Below are 23,762 nucleotides of genomic sequence, written 5' to 3'. Positions count from 1 at the left end.
GCTGCGCCTGCCTTTGGATTGGAAGGGCTGGAAGGCCCGACGGACTCCCGGCGCGCATTTCACCTGTGTCAGTCGCTACATAAATGGGAGCAACCTCAATGATCGAGACACATTCAAGCCCCAGCACGCCGGGGCAACAATTCAAGACGCTGATACTGTGCTTCATCGTCGCGCTGCTGGAGGGCCTGGACCTGCAGGCCGCAGGCATCGCGGCAGGCGGCATTGGCAAGGAATTCCATTTGCTGCAACCGCAGATCGGCGCCATGTTCAGCGCCGGCCTGCTGGGGCTGCTGCCCAGCGCGCTGCTGGGCGGCTGGCTGTCGGACCGGATCGGCCGCAAGAAGGTGCTGGTGGTGTCGGTGCTGATCTTTGGCGTGTTTTCACTGGCCACCACCCAGGTGTGGGACTTTCACAGCCTGCTGGCCGCCCGCTTCCTGACCGGACTGGGCCTGGGTGCGGCGTTGCCCATCCTGATTGCCATGTCGTCCGAGGCGGCCCAACCGCGCCACCGCAGCATCGCGGTCAGCATTACCTATGCCGGGGTGCCTCTGGGCGGTGCCGCTGCCGCCGTGCTGGGCATGGTCAACTTTGGCGGCGACTGGCGCGGCCTGTTCTACGTGGGCGGCGTGGTGCCCATCGCGATCGCCGTGTTGTTGATGCTGATGCTGCCCGAGTCGCAGGCCTACCAGTTGCGCCAGCAGCAAGCCGCTGCCTCCCACCGCCCGGTGGCCACCGAAGGTGTGTCCGGCTTGTTTACGGGCGGCATGTGGAAGTCCACCATGCTGCTGTGGCTGGCCAGCTTTTTCGTGCTGACCGTGCTGTACATGCTGCTGAACTGGCTGCCCTCGCTGATGCAGGGCAAGGGCTTCAGCCGCGAGGACAGCAATCTGGTGTCGCTGTTGTTCAACTTTGGCGGTGCCGCAGGCTCGCTGATGGTGGGACGGCTGATGGACTCGTCCGCCCGCGTCAAGACCGCTGTCTGCATCTACCTGGGCATGCTGCTGTCGCTTGCCGGGCTGGGCTGGGCCCAAGGTCTGCCGATGATGCTGCTGGCCGGGCTGGGTGCCGGGTTTTGCGCCACGGGCGGCCAACTGGTGCTGTACGCCATGGCCCCGGCGCTCTACCCCACCTCCATCCGTGGCACCGGCGTGGGCGCGTCCATCATGGTGGGCCGCCTGGGTGCCATCGGCGGCCCGCTGATCGCCGGACAGGTACTGGCGGCAGGCCTGGGCGTGGCGGGCGTGATGGCCGCCAGCGGCCCCGGCATTGTGGTCGCCGCTTTTGCCGCGCTGACCCTGGTCCGCGCACCCAAAAAGCAAACTGCGTATTGATCCGGCCCAATAAGGCCGGCTACTTCCTACTCAAGACCGCGAACCTCGGCGCGTCGTACGACCTCGGCATGGTCGTCGAGCTGTTCGGTGAGGTCCCGCACATGAACGACGATTTAAACATCACGTCGTCACTGCCCACGACCTCCGTATCCGTCGCTCATTCCGATTCCGTTTCGATTTACCGTTTCAAGAAATATTGGAGACCTTATGCGAATTTCCTCTTCCCTTCTCCTGCTCCTCGCCGCTCTAATGGCAAGCGCCTGTACCAGCACCGATCTGGCTCATCCAGGCAGTGCCATGCCTGCCGCGCCCCCCTCCATCAGCCCAAGCGCGGTTGGTGAATCTCGACCAGGCTCGGGCTTCCTCAAGGGCTACCTTGCGGCGGATGAACTGCCTGACAGCCTGGCGCTGCTGGCCGCTCCCCCCGCTGTCGGTTCTGCCGAGCAGGAGGCCGACAATGCAGCCTTCCATGCGCTGCGTGCGCTGCAGAACAGCGCACGAGGAGAACTCGCCAGGGAGGATGCCAATCTCAAGTTCCCCCCGGCAGAACAGGTTTTTGCCTGCGCGCTGGGAATTCCGATCTCCGAGCAGGCCACACCGCATCTGAACATGTTGCTGCGGCGCGTGCTGACCGATGCGGCCGCCTCGACTTCCAAAGCAAAGAACAACTACAACCGGACGCGTCCGTTTGTCGCATTCAAGGAAAGTAGCTGCACTCCGGAGGAAGAAGATTTTCTGCGCAAGAACGGTTCATACCCGTCAGGCCATGCGGCTGCCGGCTGGGCCCAGGCGCTGGTGCTGGCGGAACTCGCGCCCGACCGCAGCGATGCGCTGCTGCAACGTGGACGGGCTTACGGGCAGAGCCGCGGAATCTGCCGTGCGCACTGGAAGAGCGATATCGAGGCCGGACGCCTGGTTGGCGCTGCAGCCGTGCCACGGCTGCACACGAATCCGACGTTCATGGCGCAGTTCAACGCCGCGCGCAACGAGGTCGTAAAAGCCCGCACCCATGGCGCAAAACCCGCGCGTGACTGTGCGGCGGAGGCGGCCTCGCTGGCGACGTCGAGCGCGTTGACTCCCTGAGTGCCGGATCGCGGTAGCCGGCCAAGGCTTCAAGGTGGTGTCGCTGGCAGGAGCGCCCCCGCGTGAAGCCTTGCGAACGATCGCCAGGCCGCAAAATTCGAATCTTCCGGTTCTCTTGATTTGAATCAAGACCACCTGTTATCGAACCGTGGCTTCCCTTTGGCCGTCTCGCGCATCTGGCGCACCTTCGGCTTGCATGCGAACTTGTCAAACCGGTCTTGCGCTGTCTGTGCAGATGATCAATTTCTGTTCTGGATGCTCGGGCCAATGCTCCGCATGTGACGTGCCGTCAGCCAGACGCCCGAGATCAGAAAGTAAAGCGCGCCGAACCCCGCATAGCCGGCCACGTTCGCGATGGAGGGAGGCGTCTCCATTCGTGACTGGGCAATGAAGAAGCCACCTGCCAGAGCGGATTGGGCCCCGCTCAGGATCATCGTCCACTGCGCACCATGGCTTTTCCATCGCCGAACCGCCGTGCTCAGTTGAAGCAGGCCGGAAGCGATGGCCCATGCGCCGACGACCGCGATCACGGCACCCATTCCGGAATTCAATGCGACAAGTACCGCCGCCGTCGCAACGCCGCTCACCCCGACATTGATGCGTTGCGTGCGATTCTTCGCGAGACCGCCGCTGCGGGTCGCATCGATCCAGTTGGCGGTCGCATCCCATGCGGGATAGACAACCAGCAGCAGCGCCGCAATTGCGGGCACTTTGGTACCGACAGCGAAAGCAGCGGTTACCCAGACTATCGAGAACAAGGCGCGTAAGTAGTAGTAGCGCTTCAGCCACTGTTCCTGGTTGGCATCGGGGAGATCAAATGTTGTAGACATGGAAGTTGGCTCTCGTGTTGTTCTGAGGTCGCACGGCCGGCGCAGTGCCGGCCACTTCGCTTACATCGGCGGAACGACGCCGTCCTTGCCGACCACCAGACGTCCTGAGGACAGGCTGCCGTCAGCGCCCTTCTCTGCAGAGACGAACACGACTGCGCCAGCCTTGACGTCGTCTGCGGTCGCCTGAGTCAACGTCACGACAGGCGTACCGGTCGGGATCGAGATCTTCTTTTCCTGCCCGTGATACGTCACCGTGACGACGCCACCGTCGACCGCTTTCACGGCGTTGGAAACCGTGGCATTGGTCATGGAGCTTTCCGGCTTGAGGTCCCATCCGAAGCTGCCTTCGCCCATGCCCTTCATCGCCGCCGGAAAGATGAGGACCTCCAGCGCACCGTCGCCACCCCGTGCCCTGGGCAAAGACGCAATGCCAACGTAGTCGCCTTGCTTGATGTCGGAAATTGCTGCCCTGGCAACGCCGTTGGCAGTCCAGCCTTGCTTGAGTTTGATCGAGACGAGATTGCCTTCGCGGGCCTTCACTTCGAGCTGGTCACCGTTGCGGGCGACGACCGTGCCGCGAACGCGCACGGTCGCTTCCGGGCCGGCCGCGAACGAGACGGTAGGAATGACGACGGCCAGCGCGACGAGGCCGGCTGCGAAAAGCGAGTTGAGGCGTTGATGCATAGGAAACTCCTTGAGATGAAATGATCGTGGTCGATGGCGGACACGGATGAGCTCTGCAAGAGGCCGCGCCACAGAGGCCCTGAACAAACGGAAAGCCTTTTCTTCGTGCGAATCAGGCGATGCGGTCGAAGAGACTCTAGGTATTCGGTCGCCGGTTGGGGGTGACAAGTTGATGACGAAAATGTCATGCCTTCCGTACCTCCGTCGGGGCGAGAATCCACTCGCATGAAGATCCTGGTCATCGAGGACGACCCCAAGACCGGCGAGTACCTGAAGAAGGGGCTCCGGGAGAGTCGCTACACCGTGGACCTGTCACGCACCGGGCCCGACGGCCTTCACGCGGCGCTGAACAACGACTACGACCTTGTCGTTCTCGATGTGACTCTGCCTGGCATCGACGGTTGGCAGATCATGCCGGCGCTTCGCGAGAAGGGTGACATGCGCGTGCTGTTCCTGACCGCCCGAGACCAGCTGAGCGATCGCATCCGCGGCCTTGAACTCGGCGCCGACGACTACCTCGTCAAACCCTTCTCCTTCACCGAACTCGTGCTGCGCATCCGCACACTGCTGCGACGCGGCGTCGCTCGCGATGCCGACATGTACCAGGTCGCCGACCTCAAGCTGGACGTTCTGCGACGCAAGGTCACACGCGAGGGCGTGGAAATCGCATTGACCAACAAGGAGTACCTGCTGCTGCACCTGCTGGTGAAGCGCCAGGGCGAGGCGCTCTCGCGCACGCTGATCGCTTCCGAAGTCTGGAACATGAACTTCGACAGCGACACCAACGTCGTCGATGTAGCGGTCAAGCGGCTGCGTGCCAAGATTGACCGGCCATTCGCGACGCCGCTGATACACACGGTGCGCAACGTCGGCTACGCCTTCGGCGATGCGCTCAACGACTTGGAAGGGAGCGCGGATTGAAGGGGCACTGGTTTCCGCAATCGCTCGCAATGCGGGTGACGCTGCTGTGCGGCTTGATCGCGCTCTCGATGACGAGCATGCTCGGTGGCTACTTCTTTTTCTTCGCGCGAACCGCCATCACTGCGCATGCCGACGACCAGCTCATTGGACGTGCCGAGCATTTCCGCCGGCTCGTTGGCGACGCGCGCACGATGCAAGACCTGCGCGATCGATCTCTGCTCTTCGAAGCCCTCCGGGGTGGGACCACCGACGTACTCATACTGCGCCGCGCTGGAGAGACTCCTTTCGTCGAGGTGAATCCGGATCGCGTGGAGGTGCCCGCTGCCGTGATGCTTGCGCCTGTTGGCCGACAGATGGTGGCGCAGGACGTGCTGCGGACGACCGACCATCCTCGGATGCATTGGGTGGCGGGCCTCGCCCGCTCGGGACAAGACGGAGAACTGGTGGAGGTGGTGGCCGGGCATCCCCTCGAGAGCGAGATGCGGATGATCGGCGAGAGTCGATTTCAGGTCATCCGAAGCACGCTGATGTCGATAGTCGCGTCTGTGCTGCTGGTCTACGTGGCGCTGCGCCATGGACTCCGTCCTCTGCGTCGTGTGTCGGAACAGGCAGCGCAAATACACCCGATCAACCTCGCCATTCGTTTTCCGGAACAGGACGCCCCGCGAGAACTAAGGGAAATGGTGGCCGTGTTCAACGCGATGCTCGACCGCATCTCCCAGGGTTACGACCGGTTGTCCCAGTTTTCGGCTGACCTCGCGCATGAAATTCGCACGCCGGTGGGAGCGATGATCGGGCAGACCCAAGTCGCGCTCAACCGCGTGCGCAGCCCAACCGAGTACCAGCAAGTGTTGGATTCGAACCTCGAGGAGATGAACCGCCTGAGCCTGATCGTGGACAACATCCTGTTCCTGGCCAGGGCCGATCATGCCGCGCTCGACATCGAGCGCGTGCCGCTTGCGATGGCTGACGAACTGCGGGGAATCGCCGACTATTTCGAAGGGCCTGCAGAAGAAGCCGGTTTGCAGTTCTCGGTACAGGCGAGCGGCTCCGTGCTGGCCAACGCGCCGCTGGCGCGCAGAGCCATTCACAATTTGGTCGTCAACGCGCTTCGCTACAGCACCATCAACACGACTGTGCGCCTGATCGGTACGCAGCACGAATCCGGTTCGACGATCGCTGTCGAAAACGACGGCATCCCCATTCCACCTGAGCAACTCGAGCGACTGTTCGACCGCTTCTATCGCGCCGACGCGACGCATGACCGTCCAGCCGAGTCCAGCGGGTTGGGATTGGCGATCGTCAAGGCCATCATGGGAATCCATCGCGGGGAGGCGCGTGTCTCGTGCTCCCCGACCGGAACAATTCGCTTCGAGCTTCGCTTTCCGAACTGAACGCGAGATCCGGCGGTCGCGATGCTGCCGGGCGTGGCGGTGGCCGGCGAAACGGTCACGCACTCGAGTGGATGACCGTTCGAATACCGCTCAACTTGCGTTCCTCACTCCCACTCGATCGTCGCCGGCGGCTTGCTCGACACGTCGTACGTCACGCGGTTGATCCCGCGCACCTCGTTGATGATCCGCCCCGACACCTTCTTGAGCAGCGCATAAGGCAGCTCCGCCCAGTCGGCGGTCATGAAGTCGCTGGTTTGCACGGCGCGCAATGCGACGACGTAGTCGTAGGTGCGGCCATCGCCCATCACGCCCACGCTCTTCACTGGCAGGAACACCGTAAAGGCCTGGCTCGTGAGGTCGTACCAGGTCTTGCCGCTTTCGTCCGTGAAGTTGCGCAGTTCCTCGATGAAGATCGCGTCGGCGCGGCGCAGCAGGTCGGCGTATTCCTTCTTCACTTCACCGAGGATTCGCACGCCCAGGCCGGGGCCGGGGAACGGATGGCGATACACCATCTCGGGCGGCAGGCCGAGCGCCACGCCGAGTTCGCGCACTTCGTCCTTGAACAGGTCGCGCAGCGGCTCGAGCAGCTTCAGGCCCAACTGCTCGGGCAGGCCGCCCACGTTGTGGTGGCTCTTGATGGTGACGGCCTTCTTGCTCTTGGCGCCGCCCGACTCGATGACGTCGGGGTAGATCGTGCCTTGGGCCAGGAAGGTCGCGCCCTTGTGGCCGCCGTCGCCGGCCTTGAGCTTGGCGGCTTCCTGCTTGAACACGGTGACGAACTCGCCGCCGATGATCTTGCGCTTGGCTTCGGGGTCGCTCACGCCGGCGAGCTTGCCGAGGAACAGGTCGCTGGCATCCACGCGAATCACCTTCGCATGCAGCTTGCCTTCGAACATCTCCATGACCATGTCGCCTTCGTTCAAGCGCAGCAGGCCATGGTCGACGAACACGCAGGTGAGCTGGTCGCCGATGGCGCGGTGGATCAGCGCGGCGGCCACGCTCGAATCGACGCCGCCTGAGAGGCCTAGGATGACTTCTTCATCGCCCACCTGTTCGCGGATCTTCTGCACCGCTTCAGCGATGTGATCGCGCATGACCCAGTCGGGCTTCGCTTCGCAGATGCCGAGCACGAAGCGCTCGATGATCGCCTTGCCCTGAACCGTGTGCGTCACTTCGGGGTGGAACTGCAGCGCGTAGTAGCGGCGCGCCTCGTCGGCCATGCCGGCGATGGGGCAGCTGTCGGTGCTGGCCATGAGCTTGAAGCCCGGAGGCAGTTCGGTGACCTTGTCGCCGTGGCTCATCCACACGTTGAGCATGCCGTGGCCTTCGGGCGTGGTGAAGTCCGAGATGTCCTTCAGCAGCGCGGTGTGGCCATGGGCACGCACAGCCGCGAAGCCGAACTCGCGCTTGTGGCCGCCTTCGACCTTGCCGCCGAGCTGATGCGCCATGGTCTGCATGCCGTAGCAGATGCCGAACACGGGCACCCCGAGGTCGAACACGGCTTGCGGGCACTTGTCGGTGGTTTCTTCGTACACGCTGGCATGGCTGCCCGACAGGATCACGCCCTTGAGGTGACCGTCGGCCGCGTATTCGCGCACCCATTCGTCGGTGACGTCGCAGGGGTGCACCTCGCTCAGCACGTGGGCTTCGCGCACGCGGCGTGCAATGAGTTGCGTGACTTGCGAGCCGAAGTCGAGGATGAGGATCTTGTCGTGTTGCATGGGCGTTGGGACTCAGAGCGTTGAAATGTCGAACAGCTTCACGCCCGCCTTGGGCGCTGCCTGGATGAGGTGCTCGTCGAAGGTGGCGAGCGGGAGATTGAGCGACTTGGCGAGCCAGAGGTAGCCGGCGTCGTAGAGCGACACGCCAACGTCGATGGCCACGGCGAGCACGGCCTTGTGCTGCGCGGGAGCGAGCTCATGCAGTTCGACGCGGTGGCGAATGGCGTCGAGCACACTCCACAGCCCTTCGACTGCCGACGTCGGAATGCGGCCGCTGCGCACGCCGTTGGCGAGGATGTTGGCGCACTCCCATTGCCAGGCATTGGGCGCCTGCGGCTCGACCTCGTCGCGGCGGATGGCGGCGTAGAGCTTGCGGGTGTGTTCGCTGGCCATGTCGGGCAGCAGCCAGGCGGAGGTAACCGAGGCGTCCATGACGAAGGCTGTCACGATTGGCGCCCTTCGTCGAGCAGCACGCGCAGTGGCAGACCCGGCTGGATGGCGGCGTGCAGCGCGTCGATCTGCCCGAGTTCGCGCTCGATCTGCTCGTCGGTGATGACCGGCTTGCGGCGCACCGGCAGCATGCGCACGACTTCCTTGCCGTGGCGGGTGATGCGAACCTCCTCGCCCCTTTCGACCGAGTCGATCAGGGCCGAGAAGTTGTTCTTGGCTTCAGCGATGCCGATGGATTGCATTTGGGCCAGAAAATCTGAATCTGGCCCAAATTCTAAACTAAGTCTGGCCCGACTTTCAAGGTCTGGCCAGAATGGGCTTCAGGCCGGCGCCGGGCCGCCCCAAGGCGGCCTGCGGCCCCCTCGGGGGGCAGCGACCCACACGCAGTGGGGGAGCGTGGGGGCCAGACTATTCAGCGCGGTAGTTCGGCGCTTCCTTCGTGATCTGCACGTCGTGGACGTGGCTCTCACGGATGCCGGCCGTGGTGATCTCGACGAACTCGGCCTTGTTCTGCATGTCGGCGATGGTGGCGCAGCCGCAGTAGCCCATGCTGGCACGCACGCCGCCGGCCATCTGGTAGACGATGGAGACGATCGAGCCCTTGTAGGGCACGCGGCCTTCGATGCCCTCGGGCACGAGCTTGTCGGTGTTCGGATTGCCGGTGGTCGATTCCTGGAAGTACCGGTCGGCACTGCCCTGCTGCATCGCGCCGATGGAGCCCATGCCGCGGTAGCTCTTGTAGCTGCGGCCCTGGTACAGCACGATTTCACCCGGCGCCTCTTCGGTACCGGCGAACATGCTGCCCATCATCACGGTGCTGGCGCCGGCCGCGATGGCCTTGGCGATGTCGCCCGAGTAGCGCACGCCGCCATCGGAGATCAGCGGAATGCCCGTGCCTTGCAGCGCGGTGGCGACGCTGTCGACCGCCATGATCTGCGGCACGCCCACGCCCGCCACGATGCGGGTGGTGCAGATGGAGCCAGGGCCGATGCCGACCTTGACCGCGTCGGCGCCGGCGTCGGCCAGCGCACGCGCGGCATCGCCGGTGGCGATGTTGCCGCCGATGACGTCGACCTGCGGATAGTTCTTCTTGACCCATCGCACGCGCTCGATCACGCCGGCGCTGTGGCCATGCGCGGTGTCGACCACGATGGCGTCAACGCCGGCCTTCACCAGCGCCTCCACGCGCTCTTCGGTGCCGTCACCCACACCGACCGCCGCGCCCACGCGCAGGCGGCCGTTGGCGTCGCGTGCGGCGTTGGGGAAGCTGGTCTGCTTGGTGATGTCCTTGACGGTGATCAGGCCCTTGAGCTCCCAGTCGCCGTTGATGACCAACAGGCGTTCGAGCTTGTGCTTGTTCAGCAGCGCCTTGGCCTCGGCCAGCGTGGTGCCGTCGGGCACGGTGATGAGCCGGTCGCGCTGCGTCATGATTTCGCTGACGGGCACGTCGTAGCGGTTCTCGAAGCGCAGGTCGCGTCCCGTAACGATGCCGACCACCTTGCCGGCGTCGACCACCGGGAAGCCCGAGATGCCGAGCTGGTCGGACAGCGCCATCACCTGGCGCACCGAGTGCGTCGGCGTGATCACCACCGGGTCGCGCAGCACGCCCGACTCGTAGCGCTTCACGCGGGCCACTTCGGCGGCCTGCTGTTGCGCGGTGAGGTTCTTGTGCACGATCCCGATACCGCCCTCCTGCGCGATGGCGATCGCGAGGCGGGCTTCAGTCACGGTGTCCATGGCCGCCGAGACGAGCGGCAGGTTCAGCGTGATGTTGCGGGAGAATTTGGTGGCGAGAGAGGTGTCCTTGGGCAGGACCTGGGAGAACGCTGGCACCAACAACACGTCGTCGAAGGTGAGCGCTTTGCCGAGAAGGCGCATGGGTGAAGCTCCAAAAGACGGATTGTAACGAGGCCCCCGACCTGTTTGCCGGGCCGGGCTTTTTCGAAGCGTTGCAAAATCACCCACCCTGCATGTTGCAAAAAGTAAGGCCCGGCTAAACTTCAGGGATGAAATTCGTGCACTGGCTGGTACTGGGATGTGTCGTTGCGCTGCCGCTGTCGGCGAGCGCGCAATGGCAATGGATCGACAAGAACGGCAAGAAGGTCTTCAGCGATCAGGCGCCACCGCCCGATGTGCCGGAGAAGAACATCCTGCGCCGCGTGGGTCCTCCGCCGGTGTCGCGCGCGAATCCCAACGTCGATGCACCGCCCGCCGAAGGCGCGGCCGCGGAGGCTGGTGCACCTGCCAAGACGGCGGGCACGCCGAAGCCCACCGGCGTCGACAAGGAACTCGAGGAAAAGACCAAGAAAGCCGAGGCCGAGGAAAAAGCCAAGCGGGCTGCGGAAGAAGCCAAGGTTGCGAAGGCCAAGGCCGACAACTGCGCGCTCGCGCGCCAGGGCAAGGCCACGGTCGACAGCGGCATCCGCATTGCCAAGGTCAACGCGCAGGGCGAGCGCGAGATCATGGACGACGCTGCGCGCGCCGCCGAGCAGAAACGCCTTCAGACGGTCATCAACAGCGACTGCAAGTAACCGGCGCTCAATAGCCGGCCTTGCCGCCCTTGCGGCGATTGGCAAACAGGCCTGTGCCCCGAGCACCCTGGCGCTGGAACCGCTGCCGGCGCGCCACCTTGGGGTCCACCTTGAGGGGACGGCACAGCTCGATGCGGTCGCCGTCCTTCAGGGCCTGCTCCCACTCCACCGCCCTGCCCCAGACGCCCGGTGTCATGGCGTGACGCCAATCCAGATCCGGAAAGCGCAGGGAAAGATCGCTGGCCCGGACCGCATCGGCCAGCGTCGTGCCGGGCGCGAGCCGCAGGACCTGCTCGAACACCTCGCGCGCCGCCGGCGAGCAGCTCAGCGTGACCTCGATGATCATCAGGACGAGCCGTAGACCTGCTCGGCGCGCTTGACGAAGGCCTCGACCAGGCTGGAGGCGATGGTGTCGAACACCGGCCCCACCAGTGCCTGCAGGGCGAAGTTGCTGAAGCCGTAGCTCATGTGCAACTCGACGCGGCAGGCACGCTCGCCTTGCTCGCCCACAGGCACGAACTTCCACTTGCCGTCGAGGTTGGAGAACGGCCCGTCGACCAGCTTCAGTTGCACCTCGCGCCCCGGCACGTGCGTGTTGCGGGTCGTGAAGCTCTGGTGCAAACCGGCGAATGCCAGACCGACTTCGGCCGTCATGCCGGCCTCGTCCTGCTCGAGAATGCGGGCCTTGTCGCACCACGGAAGAAACTGCGGATACCTCGCCACATCGGTGACGAGCGCATACATCTCTTCGGCGCTGTACCAGATGAGGACGGACTTGTTGACTGTTTTCATAGAATCGGCACAGCGTGCGCGACGGATTGTATTGAAGCCATGCAGCCCCCACATTCCCGAGTCATGGCCACAAAGAAACAAGATACCTCCTCCCGCATCGCCGACAACAAGAAGGCCGCGTACAACTATTTCTTCGAAGAGCGCTTCGAGGCCGGCATGGTCCTCGAAGGCTGGGAAGTCAAATCGCTGCGCGAAGGCAAGGTGCAGCTCACCGACGGCTACGTGGTGATCCGCAACGGCGAACTGTTCGTCGTCGGCTGCCAGATCAACCCGCTCAAGAGCGCGTCCACCCACGTCAATCCCGATTCGGTCCGCACCAAGAAGCTGCTGCTGAAGAAGGACGAAATCCGTCGCCTGATAGGCAAGGTCGAGCAAAAGGGCTACACACTGGTGCCGCTCAACCTGCACTGGAAAGCCGGCAAGGTGAAGTGCGAGATCGCGCTCGCCAAGGGCAAGGCCGAGCACGACAAGCGCGACACCATCAAGGACCGCGAAGGCAAGCGCGAGGTCGAGCGCGCGATGAAGAACCGCAGCCGCTGAGTCTTTTCCCGCAGGCGCCATCTCCGGCAGGTGGCCGCACCGCCCTTTTGCTCGAACTCGCGACCCCGGCCTACCGCAATTTGTCGTGCCGACCGCATAAACTGCCGGCTCGCGCAATCATCTCGCCTGGCCTGTCACCAAGCTCGTTGTCGCGATTTTTCAACTGAAGGAGAAACTGCATGAAATTGCTCAGCGCCTCGATCCTCGCGGCGGCCCTGCTCGCCGGCTGCGGCGGCATGTCCAACAAGACCGCCAGCGCGCCCGACACGCCCACCCGCACCGCTGACGGCGTGCTGGTCGGACCGAACGGGATGACGCTGTACACCTTCGCCAAGGACACCGCGGGCTCCGGCACCTCCGCCTGCAACGCCCAGTGCGCCACCAACTGGCCCGCGCTCGGCGTGGCCGACGCCGCCAAGCCCATCGGCGGCTACACCATCATCATTCGCGAAGACGGCAAGCGCCAGTGGGCCTACAAGGGCTGGCCGCTGTACTACTGGTCGAAGGATGCCAAGCCCGGCGACAAGACCGGCGACGGCGTCCTGAACGGCGCCTGGAAAGTCGCCCGCCCCTGATCCCCTGCGGATCTGACGCAAGAACGCCGGCATCTGCCGGCGTTTTTTCTTGGTTTTCCCGGTGTGGAGGCCCGCGCCGCCGCACACGGCAGAACCGGTTCCTCAGTGGGCGCCCGGCACCGCGATGTCGGAGATCGTGCTGCGCCGCCCGCGCAATGCCAGCAGTTCGTTGAACACCAGCGCGCCGATGACCAGCACCCCGCCGGTCAGCACGCTCGCTGCAGGCCGCTCTCCCGCGCCGATCCAGGCCAGCGCGATGCCGAAGATCACCTCCAGCAAGGCCAGCAACGCGACCTCAGGCGCCTTCAGCACCTGGGCGCACAGCACCGAGAGCACACAGGGAATGGCGAGCTGGAACACGCCCAGGAAAGCCAGCAGCCCGAGATCATGCGCATTGGCCCTGAAGGGCCAGGCGAAGGGCAACGTGAACAGCGCCGAGAGCACCGCACCAATCAGCACGGCAGGTACCAGGTCGATCCTGTGACCTTTGGCTTGCGCGTGTTGAACCACGGTCCAGTTGGTCGCGCCGGCCAACGGCACGCACAGCGCAACGAGCGTACCGGCCAGTGAACCGCCGCCGCCCTGCAGCAATTGCGTGCCGTACATCCAGCCGATGCCGGCCCCCGCGACCACGATGGCCAGCCAGGTGCGCGCGGGCAGCCGATGCCCGATGAAAAAGCGCGCCGCCAGCGCAGTGAACAGCGGCCCGAGCGACATCGTGACGAGCACGCTGGCCGTCGAAGCCAGCGTGAGCGCGACCATGAAGGCCGTGAACATCACGGCCCAGCACACGCCGGAGATCCAGAGTTCGCGCCCGGCATTACGCAGCTGCGAGAACACCGCGCGCCCCCGCCAAAGCGGCAAGATCACCAGCAGCGCCAGCATCGTGAAGAAGCTGCGCCAGAAGGTGATCTCGAAACTGTGCGCCTGCGCGAGGTGCCGCGTGACGACGCCCGCCGTGCCCCACATCAGGGTCACGACGGCCATCAGCCAGACTGCGCTGCCGTGCGTCAGGCGCATGAAGGGGGCTGCAATCCGAAAGCGATCAGCCCTGCGACGTGTCGCGGCCTGCGCGCTTGCGCTCGTGTTCCTTCAGGTAGCGCTTGCGCAGGCGCACGCTCTTGGGCGTGATTTCGACCAGCTCGTCGTCCTCGATGAATTCCACGCCGTATTCGAGCGTGAGTTCGATCGGAGGCGTGATCTTGATCGCGTCTTCCTTGCCCGAGACGCGGAAGTTCGTCAGCTGCTTGGTGCGCGTGGCGTTCACCACCAGGTCGTTGTCGCGGCTGTGGATGCCGACGATCATGCCTTCGTACACCGGGTCGTTCGCCTTCACGAACATGCGGCCGCGATCGTCGAGCTTGCCCAGCGCGTAGGTGAAGATTTCACCGTCGTCCATGGAGATCAGCACGCCGTTCTTGCGGCTGCCGATCTCGCCCTTGTGCGGCTCGTAGCTGTCGAAGATATTGCTGATGAGGCCCGAACCGCGCGTCAGGTTCAGGAACTCGTTCGTGAAGCCGATCAGGCCACGCGCCGGAATGCGGTACTCGAGGCGCACGCGGCCGCGGCCGTCCGGTTCCATGTTGACGAGTTCGCCCTTGCGCTCGCCCAGTGCCTGCATCACGCCGCCCTGGTGCTGTTCTTCGATGTCGGCCGTGACCAGCTCGATGGGTTCGTGCTTTTCGCCATTGACGTTGCGGAACACCACGCGCGGCTTCGACACGGCCATTTCATAGCCTTCGCGACGCATGTTTTCCAGCAGGATGGTCAGGTGCAGTTCACCGCGGCCCATGACTTCGAAGACACCCTCTTCGTCGGTCTCGTTCACGCGCAGCGCCACGTTGTGCTGCAGTTCCTTCTGCAGGCGGTCCCAGATCTGGCGGCTGGTGACGTACTTGCCTTCGCGGCCAGCCAGCGGGCTGGTGTTGACGCAGAAATTCATGGTCAGGGTCGGTTCGTCGACCTTGAGCATCGGCAGCGGCGCCGGGTTGGCAGCGTCGGTCACGGTAACGCCGATGCCGATGTCGGCGATGCCGTTGATCAGCACGATCTCGCCGGGGCCGGCTTCGGTCGCCTGCACGCGGTCCAGGCCCTGGAAGGTCAGCACCTGGTTGACGCGGCCCTTCACGGCCTTGCCGTCCGGACCTTCCATCACGATCACGTCGGTCATCGGCTTCAGCGTGCCCTGGCTGATGCGGCCCACGCCGATGCGGCCGACGAAGGTCGAGAAGTCGAGCGCGGAAATCTGCAGTTGCAGTGGCGCAGCGGGGTCGCCCTTTTGCGACGGCACGTGCTTCAGAATGGTGTTGAACAGGGCCGACATGTCGGGGCCCCACTGCTCGCCCTGTGCGCCTTCTTCCAGCGACGACCAGCCGTTGATGCCCGAGGCGTACACCACGGGGAAATCCAGCTGCTCGTCGGTTGCGCCGAGCTTGTCGAACAGGTCGAAGGCGGCATTGACCACCTTGTCAGGGTTCGCGCCGGGCTTGTCGACCTTGTTCACCACGAGGATGGGCTTCAGGCCCAGGGCCAGCGCCTTCTTGGTCACGAAGCGCGTCTGCGGCATCGGACCTTCCTGCGCGTCGATCAGCAGCACCACGCCGTCGACCATCGACAGCGCGCGTTCCACTTCACCGCCGAAGTCCGCGTGGCCCGGGGTGTCGACGATGTTAATGTGCGTGCCTTCCCAGGTCACGGCGCAGTTCTTGGCCAGGATCGTGATGCCACGTTCCTTTTCGATGGCGTTGTTGTCCATCACCGTGTCGACCACTTTTTCGTGCTCGGCGAAGGTGCCCGACTGGCGCAGCAACTGGTCAACCATCGTGGTCTTGCCATGGTCAACGTGGGCAATGATGGCGATATTGCGGATTTGCTTGGTACTCATGGTGTCGCTTCGGTCTGTTGTGCGTTCAAAAGAATTTGCTGGATTTCGATGGGGTTCAGCAAGCGCCCCGGTATCAGTTCGCCGGCCGTGACGTGGGCCGTGCCGAGGAAGGCAGGTGGATCGGTGCCGAACACGGCCACCTCGCTCGCATCGGCCCAACTGCCACGGCGGCGCAGGCCCGAGAGAAAACGTGCCGAATCTTCCGCGCCGAGCGTGACGCGGCTGTGGCCGTCCACCAAGGTTTCGGCAGGCAGGAGTTGTGCCAGTCGCCCCTCCTCGTCCAAGGCTTCGAGCGCCTCGAGCGTGATGCACTGGGCTTCGACGAAGCCGCCCGTGGCGGTGCGGCGCAGCGAGGTCAGATGTGCGCCGCAACCCAGCGCCTCGCCGATGTCTTCGCCGAGGGTGCGGATGTAGGTGCCCTTGCTGACGGCAGCAAGGATGCGGATCGTGTTGTCATCGATGGCGGCGAGTTCGAGCTTGTGGATCACCACGTCGCGCGGCGCGCGCTCGACTTCGATGCCTTCGCGGGCGTACTCGTACAGCGCCTTGCCGTCTTTCTTGAGCGCGCTGTGCATCGGGGGCACCTGGCGGATCGGGCCTGTGAACTGCGCTTCCACGCGCACCAGGTCTTCCGACGTGACATGCACGGGCCGCTCGGCGATCACGTCGCCTTCGGCATCGCCGGTCGCGGTCTTGACGCCAAGACGGGCCGTGGCCTCGTAGGTCTTGTCGGCATCAAGGTGAAGTTGGCTGAATTTGGTGGCCGCGCCAAAGCACAGCGGCAGGACTCCCGTGGCAAGCGGATCGAGCGTGCCGGTATGGCCCGCCTTTTCGGCACGCAGCAACCACTTGGCCTTCTGCAAGGCCTGGTTGCTGGAGAGTCCCAGCGGCTTGTCGAGCAACAACACCCCATGCACAGGGCGCCGCTGCACCCGTGTGCGTGGCGCGTTCATGGCTAGTCGTCTTTCGAACGCGAAGCGACGGCCTGCGCGATGAGCGCGTTCATGTCGGCCGCACGCTCGGTGGTGCGGTCGAACAGGAAGTGCAGCGTGGGCACGGTGTGGATATGCAGGCGCTTGAACAGGCCGTTGCGCAGGAATCCCGCGGCCTGGTTCAGCGCTTCGGTGGTCTCGTCCACGTCGCCCGTGAGCAGGCTGAAGAAGACCTTCGCATGCGCATAGTCCGGCGTGACCTCGACCGCCTGGATCGTGACCATGCCCACGCGCGGGTCCTTCAACTCGCGCGCGATCAGCTCCGTCAGATCGCGCTGGATCTGGTCGGCGACCTTGAAGGCGCGGTTGGGAGTGGCTGCTTTTCTTTTGGGCATTTGATCAATCACTAGCGTCGCGAGATCGAACTCAGTGCAAGGCGCGCCGTCGCAGACAGTACTTCAGTACGGCAAGACGGCTGCAACGCGGCAATGAGTTCGATATCGTGGCGCGCGTTACAACGTACGCGCGATCTCCTTGATTTCGAAGAATTCGAGCTGATCGCCCTCTTTGATGTCGTTGTAGTTCTTGAGCTTGATACCGCACTCAAAACCTTCGCGGACTTCGCGGACGTCGTCCTTCATGCGCTTGATCGAGTCGACTTCGCCGGTGTAGATCACCACGTTGTCGCGCAGCAGGCGGAAATGCGCACTGCGGTTGACCGAGCCCGAGGTGATGTACGAACCCGCGACCGTACCGATCTTCGAGGCCACGAACACCGTGCGGATCTCAGCCGAGCCGATGATTTCCTCGCGGCGCTCCGGCGCCAGCATGCCCGACATCGCGACCTTGATCTCGTCCACGGCGTCGTAAATGATGCTGTAGTAGTTCAGCTGCACGCCGTTGCCTTCGGCCAGCTTGCGCGCACCGGCATCGGCACGCACGTTGAAGCCGATCACGATCGCCTTGGAGGCGATGGCGAGGTTGATGTCGCTTTCGCTGATACCACCCACGCCCGCGTACACCACCTGCACCTTGACCTCGTCCGTCGCCAGCTTGAGCAGCGATTGCGCCAGCGCTTCCTGCGAGCCCTGCACGTCGGCCTTGATGATGATGCGCAGCGTCTGCACTTCGCCGGCCGACAGGTCGGTGAACATGTTCTGCAGGTTCGCGGCTTGCGCCTTCGCCAGCTTGGTGTTGCGGAACTTGCCGGCACGGTAGGTGGCGATTTCGCGCGCACGGCGCTCGTCGCTCATCACCATGAACTCGTCGCCAGCCTGTGGCACTTCGGTCAGGCCCTGGATTTCGACCGGGATCGACGGGCCCGCGGCCTTGGTCGACTTGCCGTCTTCGTCCAGCATGGCGCGCACGCGGCCATAGGTCGAGCCAGCCAGCACCACGTCGCCGGTCTTGAGCGTGCCGGACTGAACCAGCACGGTGGCGACCGGGCCGCGGCCCTTGTCGAGCTGGGCCTCGATGACCAGGCCCTTGGCGGCGGCATCCACCGGCGCCTTGAGTTCCAGCACTTCGGCCTGCAGCAGCACCTGCTCGAGCAGGTCGTCGATGCCCTGGCCCGTCTTGGCGGACACCGGCACGAACGGCACGTCGCCGCCGTACTCTTCGGGCACGACTTCTTCGGCCACCAGTTCCTGCTTCACGCGGTCCGGGCTGGCATCGGGCTTGTCGATCTTGTTGATCGCAACCACGATCGGCACACCTGCCGCCTTTGCGTGCTTGATGGCTTCCTTGGTCTGGGGCATGACGCCGTCGTCGGCCGCCACCACCAGGATCACGATGTCGGTGGCCTGCGCACCGCGGGCACGCATGGCCGTGAAGGCCTCGTGACCTGGGGTGTCGAGGAAGGACACCATGCCGCGTTCGGTTTGCACGTGGTACGCGCCGATGTGCTGCGTGATGCCGCCGGCTTCGCCCGCTGCAACCTTGGCGCGGCGGATGTAGTCGAGCAGCGAGGTCTTGCCGTGGTCGACGTGGCCCATGACGGTCACGACCGGTGCGCGCGGCAGGGCTTCGGCGGTTTGCGCCGACACGTCCTCGTCGGTGAAGGCTTCCGGATCGTCCAGCGCGGCAACCACGGCGTTGTGACCCATGTCCTCCACGATGATCATCGCGGTGTCCTGGTCGAGCGACTGGTTGATGGTCGCCATCATGCCGAGCTTCATCAGCTGCTTGATGACTTCCTGCGCCTTGACGGCCATCTTGTGCGCGAGCTCGGCCACGGTGATGGTTTCGGGCACGTGCACTTCGAGCACGCGTGCCTCGACCGGTGCGGCCGGTACGTGCTGCTCGTCATGACCGCCACGGTCGTTGCCGCGACGCCCACGCGGGCCTCCGCGCCAATTGCCGCGACCGACACCGCCGCTGGCATCGCCGCGGGTCTTGATTTCCTTCTTCTTGGCGGGATCGCCAGCCCAGCTCGACGAGAGCTTCGCGGACTTGACTTCCTTGCCGGCACCGGCGGCACCGGGTGCTGCTGCGGCGCCGGGCGCGGCAGGCGCGCCGGGGCGCGCTGCAGGCGCAGCCGGCTTGTGCAGCGTGCCCTTGACCGCGGCCTTCTCGGGCTGCGGCTTCTCGGGCGCCTTGTGCGGCACCAGCACGCGGGCCGGTGCGTTCATCATGGCGCGGATGGCTTCAGCTTCGGCGAGGGCCTTGCGGCGCCGCTCGTCGAGGTCCTTGGCGCGCGCAGCTTCCTCGTCGGCACGGGCCTTCGATTCGGCCGCAGCCTTGGCCTTCGCGTCTTCCTTGGCCTGCATCGCAGCGGTCTGCGCGGCGAGCTTGGTGTCGGCAGCCTGCTGCGCCGCGGCGGCGGCAGCAACATCAGCCGCTGTCGCTGCGGGCGCTGGCGCCACGGCCGGCGCGGCGGCCGACCTGGCGGCGGCGTTCACTGCTGCAGCTTCCGCGATGGCGGCAGCCTTCTTTTCGGCGGCGATGCGTGCGGCTTCCTGCTCGGCTTGTTCGGCGCGTTCGGCTTTTTCAGCCTGTTCGCGTTCACGCGCTTCGGTTTCTTCACGCAGGCGGCGCTTTTCGGCCAGCTCTTCTTCCTGGCGGCGGATCAGCTCGGCCTGGCGGCGCGCTTCTTCCTCGCGGCGGGCCAGTTCGGCTTCATCGACGCGGGGTGCGGCCGGCGGGGCTGCCGGGGCTTCGGCAGCTTGCTGCGCGTGTTCGGGGGTGGCCGGATGACCATCCTCGCGCTGGATGAAGGTGCGCTTCTTGCGCACCTCCACCTGGATGGTGCGGGCGCGGCCGGTGGCGTCGGCCTGCTTAATCTCGCTGGTCGACTTCTTGGTCAGCGTGATCTTCTTGCGCTCGGGCTCGACGGTGCCGTGGCTGGCCTTCAGATGGCCGAGCAGGCGCTGCTTGTCAGCCTCGGTGAGTGCATCGGTGGCGGCCGCTTTGGGCACGCCTGCGCTCTTGAGCTGGTCAAGCAAGGTTTCGGGAGTCTTCTTGAGCTCGTTCGCGAACTCGGCGACAGTGGTACTGGACATATTGGTTTCGTGCCTCCATGACCGTCACTCTTGGCCAGCGAACCAGTGTTCGCGGGCTTTCAAGATGAGGGCTTTGGCGTCATCGGCGCTCTGGCCGGTGATCTCGGTGAGTTCATCGACCGCGAGGTCGGCAAGGTCGTCACGGGTGTTCACACCCGCTTCGGTCAGCTTGGGAATCAGCTCGGGGTCCAGGCCTTCGAGATCGTGCAGGTCTTGCGACACTGCCGATTGGGGCTCGACACCCTCTTCCTTGGCGATTTCCATGGTCAGCAGCGCATCCTTGGCACGCGAGCGCAGCTCATTGATGGTGTCTTCGTCGAAGGCCTCGATCTCCAGCATTTCGGAGATCGGCACGTAGGCCACCTCTTCGAGGCTGTTGAAGCCTTCGGAAATGAGGATGTCGGCAATTTCTTCGTCGACGTCGAGCTTTTCCATGAAGAGCTTGCGGCTGGCGTCGGTTTCGCTTGCCTGCTTCTGGGCCGACTCGTTGGCGTCCATGATGTTGATCTTCCAACCGGTGAGGTCGGAAGCCAGGCGCACGTTCTGGCCACCGCGGCCGATGGCGATCGCGAGGTTTTCCTCGTCGACCACCACGTCCATGGCGTGCTTTTCTTCGTCCACCACGATGGACGACACGTTGGCCGGGGCCAGCGCACCGATCACGAACTGGGCCGGATCTTCGCTCCACAGCACGATGTCCACGCGCTCGCCGGCGAGCTCGTTGGTCACGGCGTTGACGCGCGTGCCGCGCACACCGACGCAGGTGCCGATCGGGTCGACACGCTTGTCGTGCGAGAGCACGGCGATCTTGGCGCGCGAACCGGGGTCGCGGGCACAGCTCTTGATTTCGAGCAGGCCTTGTTCGATCTCGGGCACTTCCTGGCGGAACAGCTCGATCATGAACTCGGGAGCCGAGCGCGAAAGAATGATGGGCGCGCCGCGCAGCGTCAGGTCGACTTCCATGATCATGGCGCGCACGCGGTCGCCATTGCGCAGGTTTTCCTTGGCGATCATCTCGCTGCGGCGCAGGCGGCCTTCGACGCGGCCGGCCTCGACGATGATGTCGCCCTTGTCCAGGCGCTTGACGGTGCCCACGAAGATCTTGTCGCCGCGCGACATGAAGTCGTTGAGCAGCATCTCGCGCTCGGCGTCGCGGATCTTCTGCAGGATGACCTGCTTGGCGGCCATGGCGCCGATGCGGCCGATCGGCACCGAGTCCACCGCTTCCTCGATGTACTCGCCGACTTCGATGTCCGACATTTCTTCCTTGGCTTCGAACAGGAGGATTTCCTGGTCGGGCAGCTGCAGGCCGGCCTCGTCGGGCACGACATGCCAACGGCGGAAGGTCTCGTAGTCGCCGCTGTCGCGATCGACCGCGACGCGGATGTCCACGTCGCCCTGATGGAGCTTCTTGGTGGCTTGCGCCAGTGCGGATTCGACCGCGCCGAAGACGACGTCACGTTCGACGTTCTTCTCGCGCGAGATCGCATCCACCAACATCAACATTTCGCGATTCATGCCACCACTCCTCTGGTCAGTCCGGAACCTGCGTTCCGTCGTCAATATCCGAAAAACCCGGTTGGGTTTTGGCCTTGCGGCCCTTGAAATCCACAATGGGCGCGAGCCGCGCGTCGCGCAGCTCGTCCAGCACGAAGCCCAGCGCCTGCAGCGTTGCGGGCGCGCGCTTCTTGCTCACTTTTTGACCTGGCTTGGGCTCCGGCGCATCGCTCCAGACGATTTGCCAGCCCTGGGCGCCAGCGGCACCCTCTACCTGTGCGATCCGCTCCAGCGTGCCGCGAAACTTCTTGCGGTTGGCCGACACCTGGCCCGCCGCTGCCGCGCCCATGGGCGCCTTGAGCGTGATGTCGATCACCTCGCCCACGAAACGCTCGAAATCCTGCTCATTGCGCAGCGGACGGTCAATACCCGGCGAGGACACCTCGAGCCGCTTGTAATCGACACCATCGACCTCAAGCGCGAATTGCAATTGGCGCGTCACCTTCTCGCAGTCCTCGACCGTCACGAAGGGCTCGGGCACACCGGCAGCCACAGCTTCGGAGGTGGGGGCCGTCCAGGGCAAATCAATCGTCACGCGCAGCAATCCCCCGGCCGAGCGCTCGATCTCGACCAGGTCATAGCCGAGACCGGCCACAGTTTGTTCCACTATTTGCTGCAATGCCACGTGTTCGAATGCGCCTTTTGAATAACTGGGTTCATGCCACCCGCCCGCCACGGATGCCAAATCGCCATGAGCTCAGCCATGAATGCTCAGCCCAGAATGCATAGACCAAAAAAAACGGGCGGTTGGTACCCGCCCGTTTGGTCGTGAGCCTCGAATTATATGCTATTTGTGCAATATATGAAGGGGCTTTGCCCCTCAATCGGCTATTGCGCGACGCGATTTAGACCAAACCAACGCAAACAGGACCGCACCGAGTGCCAGTGCCGCCGCCGCGACGAGCAGCGGCAGCTGAAAAGACCCCGTCCGCTGGGCCAGCGGCGCCGCAAACAGCGGCCCGATGATCTGCCCCACCCCATAGGAAGCCGTTGCGTAGCCGATCAACCCGGCCGCCGCATTGCCTCGCAGACGACGGGCATCCCGCATGGCGAAAAGCGTGATGGCGGTGAACGGCATGCCCAACAGCAGGCTGCCGAGCGCGAACCCGGCGATGCTCGGCCACGCCACCGACAGAACGACACCCAGCGCCTGCAGCGCGTAGGCGCCAGCCAGCAGCAACCGGTTGTCCCAATGCGTTGGCGCGCGGGCTCCGATCAACGCCCCCGGAATGATGGCCAGCCCGAACAGCGGCCAGAAGAAATCGGGCCAGGGCGACCCCGGCAGCGCCTGCCGGGCGATCACCGGCAGGAAGGTGGCGGTGATGATGTAGCCAAAACCGGCCAGGCCATAGAGCGCGACCAGCCAGATCGCGTCGCTGCGGTTGGCCGCCGATCCGGCTGCGCGGGCCGCGGCAGCAGGTGCCGGTGCGCCCCCGCCGCCGACCGGCGTCCGCTCGCCGTCGTCGAAAACCCGCCAGATCACCGCGACCAGCACGATTGCCAGGACGCCCAGGCCGATCCACCCCGCCTCGGAACCCCAGCGCCCCAGCGCCCCGCCGAGCAGGCCGGTCATGGCGATGCCGATGCCCGGCCCGGTGTAGATCACCCCGGCCAGCGTTGGCGCGTTCGTTTCCGACAGGCGGCGCAACCCCCAGCCCGAGGCAAAGACAAAAACCCAGGCGCTCATCACGCCCGCCGCTGTCCGCAGCACGCCCCAGCTCGTGAAACTGTGAAGCAACCCCATGCCGATCAGCAGGGCCGCCGTGGCCGCCAACCCGCCGCGCACCATGCTCGAAGCCTTGATGCCGATGGCTGCGCAGCTCAGCGCGCCGAGGAAGTAGCCCAGGTAGTTGAGCGACGCCAGCACCCCGCCCGCCGCCAGCTCCAGCTTTCCCTCGTGCAGCATGATGGGCAGCATGGGCGTGAAGGCGAAGCGCCCCAGGCCCATCGCCACCGCAAGGGTGACCATGCAGGCCAGCGCCGCGCGCCAGGCGCCGCGCCGGTCGCGTCCGGTTTCCGACATTTACTGCAATCTCC

At 64.7% G+C, this 23,762-nt stretch carries 23 protein-coding genes; 7 read left to right on the top strand and 16 right to left on the bottom strand.

The window, feature by feature from the left end; genetic code table 11:
- Positions 1-98: 98 nt before the first annotated feature.
- Together mhpT and ACEOAB_RS13780 are read left to right on the top strand one after the other, a co-directional pair.
- Entirely contained in the window at positions 99-1,331 is a 1,233-nt protein-coding gene (mhpT, locus tag ACEOAB_RS13785; protein WP_413748836.1) for a 3-(3-hydroxy-phenyl)propionate transporter MhpT, read from the top strand.
- Between the two features lie 297 nt (positions 1,332-1,628).
- A complete protein-coding gene (locus ACEOAB_RS13780) occupies positions 1,629-2,414 on the top strand; it encodes an acid phosphatase (protein ID WP_495653781.1) in 786 nt (261 codons plus the stop codon).
- 239 nt (positions 2,415-2,653) lie between these two features.
- Here ACEOAB_RS13780 and ACEOAB_RS13775 read toward each other — a convergent pair whose 3' ends face one another.
- Both ACEOAB_RS13775 and ACEOAB_RS13770 read right to left on the bottom strand, forming a co-directional pair.
- On the bottom strand, positions 2,654-3,244 hold the full coding sequence (locus tag ACEOAB_RS13775; protein ID WP_413748838.1) for a DUF308 domain-containing protein: 591 nt from the start codon (positions 3,242-3,244) through the stop codon (positions 2,654-2,656).
- Between the two features lie 60 nt (positions 3,245-3,304).
- Positions 3,305-3,928: a hypothetical protein gene (locus ACEOAB_RS13770; protein WP_413748839.1), complete on the bottom strand. Its 624-nt coding sequence runs from the start codon at positions 3,926-3,928 to the stop codon at positions 3,305-3,307.
- Positions 3,929-4,153: 225 nt separating this feature from the next.
- On the opposite strand from ACEOAB_RS13770, the gene ACEOAB_RS13765 reads away from it, so the two are divergent.
- Both ACEOAB_RS13765 and ACEOAB_RS13760 read left to right on the top strand, forming a co-directional pair.
- On the top strand, positions 4,154-4,849 hold the full coding sequence (locus ACEOAB_RS13765; RefSeq protein WP_413748840.1) for a heavy metal response regulator transcription factor: 696 nt from the start codon (positions 4,154-4,156) through the stop codon (positions 4,847-4,849).
- A 29-nt stretch (positions 4,850-4,878) separates the two neighbouring features.
- Complete coding sequence (locus tag ACEOAB_RS13760) at positions 4,879-6,243, top strand: heavy metal sensor histidine kinase (protein ID WP_056596690.1); 1,365 nt, start codon at positions 4,879-4,881, stop codon at positions 6,241-6,243.
- Between the two features lie 104 nt (positions 6,244-6,347).
- Here the strand turns inward: ACEOAB_RS13760 and guaA are convergent, their stop codons facing one another.
- The 4 genes from guaA to guaB form a co-directional block, all read right to left on the bottom strand.
- The gene (gene guaA / locus ACEOAB_RS13755) at positions 6,348-7,964 is read right to left on the bottom strand and encodes a glutamine-hydrolyzing GMP synthase (protein WP_056596688.1); all 1,617 of its coding nucleotides are present in this window, start codon (positions 7,962-7,964) and stop codon (positions 6,348-6,350) included.
- A 12-nt stretch (positions 7,965-7,976) separates the two neighbouring features.
- Positions 7,977-8,396, bottom strand: coding sequence for a type II toxin-antitoxin system VapC family toxin (locus tag ACEOAB_RS13750; protein ID WP_056596685.1), 420 nt, complete (start codon positions 8,394-8,396; stop codon positions 7,977-7,979).
- 11 nt (positions 8,397-8,407) lie between these two features.
- Entirely contained in the window at positions 8,408-8,656 is a 249-nt protein-coding gene (locus ACEOAB_RS13745) for a type II toxin-antitoxin system Phd/YefM family antitoxin (RefSeq protein ID WP_056596682.1), read from the bottom strand.
- A 166-nt stretch (positions 8,657-8,822) separates the two neighbouring features.
- Entirely contained in the window at positions 8,823-10,292 is a 1,470-nt protein-coding gene (gene guaB, locus ACEOAB_RS13740; RefSeq protein ID WP_007832241.1) for an IMP dehydrogenase, read from the bottom strand.
- A 128-nt stretch (positions 10,293-10,420) separates the two neighbouring features.
- Between guaB and ACEOAB_RS13735 the strand changes: the two genes are divergently transcribed.
- Positions 10,421-10,945, top strand: coding sequence for a DUF4124 domain-containing protein (locus ACEOAB_RS13735; RefSeq protein ID WP_413748841.1), 525 nt, complete (start codon positions 10,421-10,423; stop codon positions 10,943-10,945).
- 7 nt (positions 10,946-10,952) lie between these two features.
- Here the strand turns inward: ACEOAB_RS13735 and ACEOAB_RS13730 are convergent, their stop codons facing one another.
- Together ACEOAB_RS13730 and ACEOAB_RS13725 are read right to left on the bottom strand one after the other, a co-directional pair.
- Entirely contained in the window at positions 10,953-11,291 is a 339-nt protein-coding gene (locus tag ACEOAB_RS13730) for an RnfH family protein (RefSeq protein ID WP_413748842.1), read from the bottom strand.
- A complete protein-coding gene (locus tag ACEOAB_RS13725; RefSeq protein WP_007832245.1) occupies positions 11,291-11,737 on the bottom strand; it encodes a type II toxin-antitoxin system RatA family toxin in 447 nt (148 codons plus the stop codon). The genes ACEOAB_RS13730 and ACEOAB_RS13725 overlap by 1 nt, the downstream gene beginning before the upstream one ends.
- Before the next feature lie 63 nt (positions 11,738-11,800).
- Between ACEOAB_RS13725 and smpB the strand changes: the two genes are divergently transcribed.
- Both smpB and ACEOAB_RS13715 read left to right on the top strand, forming a co-directional pair.
- Positions 11,801-12,277: an SsrA-binding protein SmpB gene (gene smpB / locus ACEOAB_RS13720; RefSeq protein WP_007832247.1), complete on the top strand. Its 477-nt coding sequence runs from the start codon at positions 11,801-11,803 to the stop codon at positions 12,275-12,277.
- A 179-nt stretch (positions 12,278-12,456) separates the two neighbouring features.
- A complete protein-coding gene (locus ACEOAB_RS13715) occupies positions 12,457-12,852 on the top strand; it encodes a COG4315 family predicted lipoprotein (protein WP_056596670.1) in 396 nt (131 codons plus the stop codon).
- A 102-nt stretch (positions 12,853-12,954) separates the two neighbouring features.
- Here ACEOAB_RS13715 and ACEOAB_RS13710 read toward each other — a convergent pair whose 3' ends face one another.
- From ACEOAB_RS13710 to ACEOAB_RS13675, 8 genes are all read right to left on the bottom strand, one after another.
- Entirely contained in the window at positions 12,955-13,872 is a 918-nt protein-coding gene (locus ACEOAB_RS13710; protein ID WP_413748843.1) for a DMT family transporter, read from the bottom strand.
- A 25-nt stretch (positions 13,873-13,897) separates the two neighbouring features.
- Positions 13,898-15,736: a translational GTPase TypA gene (gene typA / locus ACEOAB_RS13705; RefSeq protein ID WP_413748844.1), complete on the bottom strand. Its 1,839-nt coding sequence runs from the start codon at positions 15,734-15,736 to the stop codon at positions 13,898-13,900.
- Complete coding sequence (gene truB, locus ACEOAB_RS13700) at positions 15,733-16,689, bottom strand: tRNA pseudouridine(55) synthase TruB (protein ID WP_413748845.1); 957 nt, start codon at positions 16,687-16,689, stop codon at positions 15,733-15,735. Before truB ends, typA begins: the two co-directional genes overlap by 4 nt.
- Positions 16,690-16,691: 2 nt before the next feature.
- Positions 16,692-17,063: a 30S ribosome-binding factor RbfA gene (gene rbfA / locus ACEOAB_RS13695; protein WP_413748846.1), complete on the bottom strand. Its 372-nt coding sequence runs from the start codon at positions 17,061-17,063 to the stop codon at positions 16,692-16,694.
- A gap of 117 nt (positions 17,064-17,180) precedes the next feature.
- Complete coding sequence (gene infB, locus ACEOAB_RS13690) at positions 17,181-20,168, bottom strand: translation initiation factor IF-2 (protein WP_495653780.1); 2,988 nt, start codon at positions 20,166-20,168, stop codon at positions 17,181-17,183.
- A gap of 24 nt (positions 20,169-20,192) precedes the next feature.
- Complete coding sequence (gene nusA, locus ACEOAB_RS13685; RefSeq protein WP_056596656.1) at positions 20,193-21,686, bottom strand: transcription termination factor NusA; 1,494 nt, start codon at positions 21,684-21,686, stop codon at positions 20,193-20,195.
- Between the two features lie 16 nt (positions 21,687-21,702).
- Positions 21,703-22,350 carry a ribosome maturation factor RimP gene (gene rimP / locus ACEOAB_RS13680; RefSeq protein ID WP_056596653.1) on the bottom strand — a complete coding sequence of 216 codons (648 nt, stop codon included), beginning with the start codon at positions 22,348-22,350 and terminating at the stop codon, positions 21,703-21,705.
- A gap of 195 nt (positions 22,351-22,545) precedes the next feature.
- Positions 22,546-23,748 (bottom strand): YbfB/YjiJ family MFS transporter, encoded by a 1,203-nt coding sequence (locus ACEOAB_RS13675; RefSeq protein WP_495653779.1) that lies wholly within the window; start codon positions 23,746-23,748, stop codon positions 22,546-22,548.
- Positions 23,749-23,762 lie beyond the last annotated feature (14 nt).

This window comes from Variovorax sp. Varisp53, assembly GCF_059491555.1.
The sequence above is the reverse complement of the archived record's forward strand: the minus strand, read 5'-3'. Positions and strand labels throughout refer to the sequence as shown.

What these genes read in the sequence shown, in the direction of transcription:
- ACEOAB_RS13760 (WP_056596690.1), top strand. Translation starts at nt 4,879, where the DNA reads ATGCGGGTGACGCTGCTGTGCGGCTTGATCGCGCTCTCGATGACGAGC.
- ACEOAB_RS13675 (WP_495653779.1), bottom strand. Translation starts at nt 23,748, where the DNA reads ATGTCGGAAACCGGACGCGACCGGCGCGGCGCCTGGCGCGCGGCGCTG.
- ACEOAB_RS13730 (WP_413748842.1), bottom strand. Translation starts at nt 11,291, where the DNA reads ATGATCATCGAGGTCACGCTGAGCTGCTCGCCGGCGGCGCGCGAGGTG.
- smpB (WP_007832247.1), top strand. Translation starts at nt 11,801, where the DNA reads ATGGCCACAAAGAAACAAGATACCTCCTCCCGCATCGCCGACAACAAG.
- infB (WP_495653780.1), bottom strand. Translation starts at nt 20,168, where the DNA reads ATGTCCAGTACCACTGTCGCCGAGTTCGCGAACGAGCTCAAGAAGACT.
- ACEOAB_RS13765 (WP_413748840.1), top strand. Translation starts at nt 4,154, where the DNA reads ATGAAGATCCTGGTCATCGAGGACGACCCCAAGACCGGCGAGTACCTG.
- ACEOAB_RS13725 (WP_007832245.1), bottom strand. Translation starts at nt 11,737, where the DNA reads ATGAAAACAGTCAACAAGTCCGTCCTCATCTGGTACAGCGCCGAAGAG.
- ACEOAB_RS13770 (WP_413748839.1), bottom strand. Translation starts at nt 3,928, where the DNA reads ATGCATCAACGCCTCAACTCGCTTTTCGCAGCCGGCCTCGTCGCGCTG.
- rbfA (WP_413748846.1), bottom strand. Translation starts at nt 17,063, where the DNA reads ATGCCCAAAAGAAAAGCAGCCACTCCCAACCGCGCCTTCAAGGTCGCC.
- nusA (WP_056596656.1), bottom strand. Translation starts at nt 21,686, where the DNA reads ATGAATCGCGAAATGTTGATGTTGGTGGATGCGATCTCGCGCGAGAAG.
- ACEOAB_RS13775 (WP_413748838.1), bottom strand. Translation starts at nt 3,244, where the DNA reads ATGTCTACAACATTTGATCTCCCCGATGCCAACCAGGAACAGTGGCTG.
- ACEOAB_RS13750 (WP_056596685.1), bottom strand. Translation starts at nt 8,396, where the DNA reads ATGGACGCCTCGGTTACCTCCGCCTGGCTGCTGCCCGACATGGCCAGC.
- guaA (WP_056596688.1), bottom strand. Translation starts at nt 7,964, where the DNA reads ATGCAACACGACAAGATCCTCATCCTCGACTTCGGCTCGCAAGTCACG.
- typA (WP_413748844.1), bottom strand. Translation starts at nt 15,736, where the DNA reads ATGAGTACCAAGCAAATCCGCAATATCGCCATCATTGCCCACGTTGAC.
- ACEOAB_RS13710 (WP_413748843.1), bottom strand. Translation starts at nt 13,872, where the DNA reads ATGCGCCTGACGCACGGCAGCGCAGTCTGGCTGATGGCCGTCGTGACC.
- truB (WP_413748845.1), bottom strand. Translation starts at nt 16,689, where the DNA reads ATGAACGCGCCACGCACACGGGTGCAGCGGCGCCCTGTGCATGGGGTG.
- ACEOAB_RS13780 (WP_495653781.1), top strand. Translation starts at nt 1,629, where the DNA reads ATGCCTGCCGCGCCCCCCTCCATCAGCCCAAGCGCGGTTGGTGAATCT.
- ACEOAB_RS13735 (WP_413748841.1), top strand. Translation starts at nt 10,421, where the DNA reads ATGAAATTCGTGCACTGGCTGGTACTGGGATGTGTCGTTGCGCTGCCG.
- mhpT (WP_413748836.1), top strand. Translation starts at nt 99, where the DNA reads ATGATCGAGACACATTCAAGCCCCAGCACGCCGGGGCAACAATTCAAG.
- guaB (WP_007832241.1), bottom strand. Translation starts at nt 10,292, where the DNA reads ATGCGCCTTCTCGGCAAAGCGCTCACCTTCGACGACGTGTTGTTGGTG.
- ACEOAB_RS13745 (WP_056596682.1), bottom strand. Translation starts at nt 8,656, where the DNA reads ATGCAATCCATCGGCATCGCTGAAGCCAAGAACAACTTCTCGGCCCTG.
- ACEOAB_RS13715 (WP_056596670.1), top strand. Translation starts at nt 12,457, where the DNA reads ATGAAATTGCTCAGCGCCTCGATCCTCGCGGCGGCCCTGCTCGCCGGC.